The sequence below is a fragment of the Geodermatophilus sp. SYSU D01176 genome, assembly GCF_054050015.1.
Window position 1 is genome coordinate 1 of record NZ_JBJGYN010000095.1, and the last position, 5,946, is coordinate 5,946.

Consider the following 5,946-nt stretch of genomic DNA (forward strand, 5'->3'; position numbering starts at 1 on the left):
CCCACCTTGCTGAAAGCGTAAGAGTTAGTGGGGATTGGGCGAAACGTGCCGGTGGCGGGTGCCGGGGCGGCGGCCCCCCCCCCCGGACCGGGGATCGGTCAGTCCGCGACCAGCTCGCGGCCTCCGCCGGCACCCTCCGGCAGGAGGTTCCAGTCGAAGATCGACAACGGGATGCTGAGCGAGACCGCGCTGTTGGGGATGTCCACCACGCCGCCGATCCGGCCGTCGACCGGTGCCGCCCCGAGGAACAGGTACGCCTGCTCGAAGGTCCAGTCCATCGCCGGCATCAGGTAGTTGATGGCGTTGATGCAGGCCCGGCGGTAGGCGACCGTGGCGTTCATGTAGTAGTTCCGGCCGTCCTCCACGCTGATGCCCTCGAAGGTCAGGTACTCCGAGTAGCCGGGGCCGACGCGGCCGGGCTTGAAGAACGGCATGTCGGTCTTGTACCGCTCCATCCCGCCCTTGATGACGTCGAAGTGCAGGTCGATGAAGCCGGGCATCTCGATGGCGCCGCAGAAGGTGATCTCCCCGTCGCCCTGCGCGAAGTGGAGGTCGCCGATGGAGAACAGCCCGCCGGGGACGAAGACCGGCATGTAGACCCGGCTGCCGACCCCCAGGTCCTTGATGTCGACGTTCCCCCCGTGCTCCCGAGGCGGGATGGTGCGGCAGGCGTCGGCGGCGGCCCGGTCGAGGTCCGCGCCGCTCAGCCGGCCGAGGAGGGCGTCCTTCCGCAGTGGCGGCAGCGCCAGTGCGGGGACCTGGGGTGCGCCGGGGGTCTCCCCGCCGTGTGCGGGGATGTCCCCGGTCACTCGGTCGGGGTTCAGGTCGATGAGGGCCTGTTCCCGGCGGTTCCACTCGGCGAGCAGGTCGGCGGAGGGCGCGCAGCCGAAGAGCCCGGGGTGGGAGTTGCCGATGAAGCGCACACCGGGGACGTGCCGGCTGGTGGTCCAGATGCCGTCGAGGTCCCAGATGGCCTTGGACGCTCCCGGTGAGTAGTCGGTGAGGAACCCGCCGCCGTTCTCCTTGGCGAAGATGCCGGTGTAGCCCCACGGCTGGACGTCGAACGGTCCGATGTCGACGATGTCGACCACCAGCAGGTCCCCCGGCTCCAGGCCCTCGATCGCGAACGGGCCGCTGAGGACGTGGCAGGGGTCGATGTTCATGGTGCGGATGTCCTCGGCGTCATCGGTGTTGCGGACCTGGTCGTCGGTCCAGTCCTTGCACTCGATCCGGTAGGTGGCGCCCGGGCGGACGGTGTTCGCCGGTGGGATGTCGGGATGCCAGCGGTTGTGGCCGGGTACCGCCTGCTCGGCCATCGGGACGCTCAGGTCGCGGTTGATCTCGAAGATGACCTCGGGCACGGGAACTCCTCGGGTGGGTGCGGGAAAGGGAGCACGGCGACGGGCGCGCCCGTGCGCCGGATGGTGCGGAGGTGGTCCAGCCGGCCTCGGGAGGACCACCCGGGTGCCGGGGGCACACGCGGCGCCCCGGCACCCCGGTCGGTCAGGAGGTGGAGCGGGGCACGCCCATCCCGGGGTCGATCCGGGTCGGCCCCGACGCCGAGGGGGTGACGTCGACGTCGAAGATCGCGGTCGGGATGTAGACGGTGGAGCAGGAGTTGGGGATGTCGACCACCCCGGACAGCCGGCCCTCGATCGGGGCGGCCCCGAGGATCATGTAGGCCTGCTCCGGCGTGTAGCCGAACGTGGTCAGGTAGTCGATGGCGTGCAGGCAGGCCCGCTGGTACGACAGGTGCGAGTCCAGGTAGCGCTGCTCGTCGTCCAGGGTCACCGAAGTCCCGGAGAAGGCCAGCCACCGCTCGTACCGGGGGTCAACGTTGCCCGGCATGAAGATGGCGTTCTCGCCCACCCCGTAGGCCTCCATGCCGCCCTTGATGAGGTCGACGTGCAGGTCGATGAACCCGCCCATCTCGATGGCGCCGCAGAAGGTGATCTCCCCGTCGCCCTGGGAGAAGTGCAGGTCGCCCATCGACAGCTTCGCGTCCGGGACGAAGACCGGGTAGAAGACCCGGGTCCCCCTCGTGAAGTTCTTGATGTCCTGGTTGCCGCCGTTCTCCCGCGGCGGTGCGGTCCGGGCGGCCTCCGCGGCGACCCGGTCGAACTCCGCACCCTCCAACCGGCCGAGGATCGCCTCGTCGGGCAGCGGGGGGAGCGCCAGGGGCGGCACCCGGTCGGGATCGGTGGCGATCAGCGCGCCCTCCCGCCGGTTCCACCGGGCCAGCAGGTCCGCCGACGGGGCCGTCCCCATCAGGCCGGGGTGGGTGATGCCGGTGAAGGACACCCCGGGGATGTGCCGGGACGTCGCCCGCTGCCCGGAGAAGTCCCAGATCACCTTGTACGCGTCAGGGAACTGGTCGGTGAGGAAGCCCCCGCCGTTGCGCTTGGCGAAGATGCCGGTGTAGCCCCAGCCCTGGCCGGCCAGCGGACCGGAGTCCTCCTGGGGGATGGGCCCGAGGTCGAGGATGTCGACGATCAGGAGGTCCCCCGGCTCCGCTCCCTCGACCGCGATGGGCCCGCTGAGCCGGTGCACCGTCGGCAGCGGTGCGTCACGGACGTCGTCGGCCGAGTCGTCGTTGTGGATCGCCCCGTCGAACCACTCGCGGCAGTGCACCCGGAAGGTCTGCCCGGGGCGGACGCTGACCTCGGCCGGGATGTCGGGGTGCCACCTGTTGTGGCCCACGTACTTCTGCTCGGTGAACGGTTTGGTGGAGTCGAGCGGGAACACGACGTCCGGCATGGCCGGCCTCCTGGTCTGGGTGGTCCGAGCGGCGACGAGCGGGTCGAGGGGCAGGCATCACCGCCTGCGGTCCGTCGGGACGTCGGTCGTCCGCGGCGTCGCGGTACCGGCAGTGGTGACCTGCTGGGGCGACTCGCCCTCGCGCAGTTCCGGCGCGGGCGCCGTCGCCGGAGTCGCCCGCGGTTGCCGCAGCGGGCCGTAGAGGCCGAGCGACAGCACGCAGAGGACGGCGAGCACGATCGCCGCCGTCCTCGTGTTGGGTGCCCACACGCCGACGAGCAGCATGAAGGCGGGGACGGCGCAGGTGAGGACGCCGGCGATGACGGCGACGGCCCCGGTGAAGCGGGTCAGCTCCTCCCGCTTCAGCCCCAGCACCAGGAAGAACAACCCCCACAGCACCGCCCAGTACAGCCAGATGACCCCGAAAGCGGGGTCGCCGAGGCGGCCGAAGTTGAGGCCCGCGTACACGAGGGCGCACGCCGCGACGAACGCGGAGAACCAGCCGAGCCCGGTGCCGTCCAGGCCGGCCAGGAGGTTGAACCCCACGTACAGGTAGGTGAAGCCGAAGAGGTAGAGGCCGGAGGCGGCGAGGATCGTGTCCGGATCCCCGCCGGAGGTGACGATCAGGTAGGTCGGCGTGACCACCTGCAACCCGCCGACGAAGAAGTTCAGCGGTGCGGCCGCCCGGGCGTCGACCCGCCCGAGCAGCATCAGACCGTTGACGACCAGGACCGCTCCGACGTACAGCAATCCAACGCTGCCCATGTCGCTCCCCTCCTCGTGGGATCGATCAGGCGTCCTCTCGGGATCCGGGGTGGCCCGTGTCGGGAGCGGCGGCCGTCAGGGACGCGGCAGTCGCCGCAGGGCCGGGTTGCGCGCCACTGCCGCCGCCGCCCCACCCGGCGGGGGCGGCGGAGCGGACACGACGTCCGGTTCGTCGCGGGTCCGTTCGGTGCGGTCGATGAGCGCCCGCCGGGCCGGGGACCCGAGCGACAGTCGCGGCGCGGTGAAGACCCGGATCGCCGGCAGGTCGCACGCCGGGCACGGGACCGTTGCGGCGGCCGTGCCCATGGCGCGGGTGACCTCGGTGAGGCCGTGCTGGGTGCAGCGGTAGACGTAGACGGCCACCTCGGCACCTCCAGGCCGCTCCTGACCCGAGCTCTCCCGGGGAGCCCGGGAGGACGGGCACGCTCCACCGGGTGCATCCGGGGGTCAAGCCCCTGCCGAGCCCCCGGTCACATCCCCCGCCCCGCACACGCGCTCCCCGGCGCGCCGTGACCCCGTGGGGAGAGGGGTGGGCATCCCGTGTCGGATGCCGAGGAGGTGGCCGGGTCTCGAGCCGGAGGTGGTGGACTGCAGGGGTGACCCGACTCGTCCCGTCCGGTTTCGTCCGGACCCACACCCAGGTGCGGCGGCCCTCCTCGGTGCCGGAGGTCCGGCTGCACGTGGCCGACGACGTCGTCGCGCTGTGGGAGGCGATGGAGGCCGCGGACGGCGGCGCGGGGGAGACCCCGCCGTTCTGGGCGGCCGCCTGGCCCGGCGGGCAGGCGCTGGCCCGGTACGTCCTCGACACCCCGTCGGTGGTGGCCGGGCGGGCCGTCCTCGACCTGGGGTCCGGCAGCGGGCTGGTCGCGCTCGCCGCCCGCCTGGCCGGCGCCCGGTCGGTGCTGGCCAGCGACGTCGACCCGTTCAGCCGGACGGCGGTCGGGGTCAACGCCGGCCTCAACGGGATCGGCGGGATCGGCGTCACCGGCGACGTCCTCGGCCGGGAGCCGACCGGCGTGGAGGTGATCCTGGCCGGCGACGTCTGCTACGACCGGGAGATGACCGAGCGGGTGCTGCCCTTCCTCGACCGGGCCCGCGCCCGCGGCTGCGAGGTGTACGTCGGCGACCCCGGCCGCCCCTACCTGCCGCACGACCGGCTCGAGGCCGTCGCGGTCTACGAGATCCCGGAGACCGAGGGCCCGGGGCTGCGGCGGACGACGGTCTGGCGGCTGCCCTGAGCGTGCACGTGGGGACGTCGGGCTGGAGCTACGACCACTGGGACGGCGTCCTCTACCCGCCCGGCACGCCCCCGCGCGACCGGCTGGCCCACTACGTCCGGCGCTTCGGGACCGTCGAGCTCAACGCGAGCTTCTACCGCTGGCCGCGCACGGCGACCTTCGCCTCCTGGCGCCGGCGGCTGCCCCCGGGGTTCCAGCTCTCGGTCAAGGCCCCGCGCGGCCTGACCCACGCCAAGCGGCTGTACGCGCCGGAGACCTGGGTCGGCCGGCTCACCGAGTGCTGGCACGAGTTGGGGGACCGGCGCGCCGTCCTGCTGGTGCAGCTGCCGCCCACCCAGGCCCGCGACGACGCCCGGCTGGACTTCTTCCTCGGCCTGCTGCCGGACTGGATGCGGGTCGCGGTCGAGTTCCGCCACCCCAGCTGGGACGACGAGGCGGTGTACGCCCTGCTGGAGCGGCACGGCGCGGCGTACTGCGTGATGAGCGGCGCCGGCCTGCCGTGCGTGCTGCGGGCGACCGCGCCGTTCGTCTACGTCCGGCTGCACGGCCCGGACGACGCCCACCTCTACGCCGGCTCCTACCCCGAGGCCGACCTGCGCTGGTGGGCCGACCGGATCGGCGAGTGGGCGCGCGACGGCCGCGACGTCTACGCCTACTTCAACAACGACGGGCACGGGCACGCGGTGCGGAACGCGGAGACCCTGCGGGCACTGGCCGGCGGCTGAGCCCCCGCGCGGCCAGCAGCCCGTAGCCCAGGACGTTGGGCACCAGCGCGACGGTGTAGATGCCGGCCTGCACGGCGGTGCTGGCGACGTCCAGGCCGACCGGCGCGAGCACGTAGTGGCCGAGGAAGCCGCCGGTGTACGGCTCCCCGCCGGCCCACTCGCGCAGCGCCAGCTCCAGGTCGGTGAGCGGGCAGGGCGCCCCCGCCAGGTTCACCGCGAGGATCGCCGCCGCGACGGGCGCGTGCACCCACAGCAGCCGGGGGTGGCGCACCGAGACCAGCGCGCCGGTCAGCATGAGGACGACGGCGAGCGCGTGCACGACCGCGACGAGGTGTGCCGCCAGCACGCCGCCAGCCTGGCACGCCGGGGGGGGGGGGGGGGGGGGGGGGGGGGGGGGGGGGGGGGGGGGGGGGGGGGGGGGGGGGGGGGGGGGGGGGGGGGGGGGGGGGGGGGGGGGGGGG

At 73.4% G+C, this 5,946-nt stretch carries 7 protein-coding genes; 2 read left to right on the plus strand and 5 right to left on the minus strand.

The genetic code is table 11. The features are described from left to right. Positions 1 to 98 precede the first annotated feature (98 nt). The 4 genes from fmdA (ACI78Z_RS24655) to ACI78Z_RS24670 form a co-directional block, all read right to left on the minus strand. Positions 99 to 1,361, minus strand: a complete 1,263-nt coding sequence (gene fmdA, locus ACI78Z_RS24655; RefSeq protein WP_457039175.1) for a formamidase — start codon at positions 1,359 to 1,361, stop codon at positions 99 to 101. 142 nt (positions 1,362 to 1,503) lie between these two features. After that, complete coding sequence (gene fmdA / locus ACI78Z_RS24660) at positions 1,504 to 2,757, minus strand: formamidase (RefSeq protein ID WP_457039176.1); 1,254 nt, start codon at positions 2,755 to 2,757, stop codon at positions 1,504 to 1,506. A gap of 57 nt (positions 2,758 to 2,814) precedes the next feature. Then, the gene (locus tag ACI78Z_RS24665; RefSeq protein ID WP_457039177.1) at positions 2,815 to 3,522 is read right to left on the minus strand and encodes an AmiS/UreI family transporter; all 708 of its coding nucleotides are present in this window, start codon (positions 3,520 to 3,522) and stop codon (positions 2,815 to 2,817) included. A 75-nt stretch (positions 3,523 to 3,597) separates the two neighbouring features. Continuing rightward, positions 3,598 to 3,885: a zinc ribbon domain-containing protein gene (locus ACI78Z_RS24670; RefSeq protein WP_457039178.1), complete on the minus strand. Its 288-nt coding sequence runs from the start codon at positions 3,883 to 3,885 to the stop codon at positions 3,598 to 3,600. Positions 3,886 to 4,118: 233 nt separating this feature from the next. Between ACI78Z_RS24670 and ACI78Z_RS24675 the strand changes: the two genes are divergently transcribed. Further along, positions 4,119 to 4,760, plus strand: a complete 642-nt coding sequence (locus ACI78Z_RS24675) for a class I SAM-dependent methyltransferase (RefSeq protein WP_457039179.1) — start codon at positions 4,119 to 4,121, stop codon at positions 4,758 to 4,760. Between the two features lie 8 nt (positions 4,761 to 4,768). Then, positions 4,769 to 5,485, plus strand: coding sequence for a DUF72 domain-containing protein (locus ACI78Z_RS24680; RefSeq protein ID WP_457039180.1), 717 nt, complete (start codon positions 4,769 to 4,771; stop codon positions 5,483 to 5,485). Here ACI78Z_RS24680 and ACI78Z_RS24685 read toward each other — a convergent pair. Continuing rightward, complete coding sequence (locus ACI78Z_RS24685; RefSeq protein WP_457039181.1) at positions 5,418 to 5,831, minus strand: DUF2784 domain-containing protein; 414 nt, start codon at positions 5,829 to 5,831, stop codon at positions 5,418 to 5,420. The two genes, ACI78Z_RS24680 and ACI78Z_RS24685, sit on opposite strands and share 68 nt — an antisense overlap. Positions 5,832 to 5,946: the final 115 nt, after the last annotated feature.

Excerpts from the sequence above, each read along its gene's own strand:
- fmdA (WP_457039176.1), bottom strand. The coding sequence starts at position 2,757 with ATGCCGGACGTCGTGTTCCCGCTCGACTCCACCAAACCGTTCACCGAG.
- ACI78Z_RS24665 (WP_457039177.1), bottom strand. The coding sequence starts at position 3,522 with ATGGGCAGCGTTGGATTGCTGTACGTCGGAGCGGTCCTGGTCGTCAAC.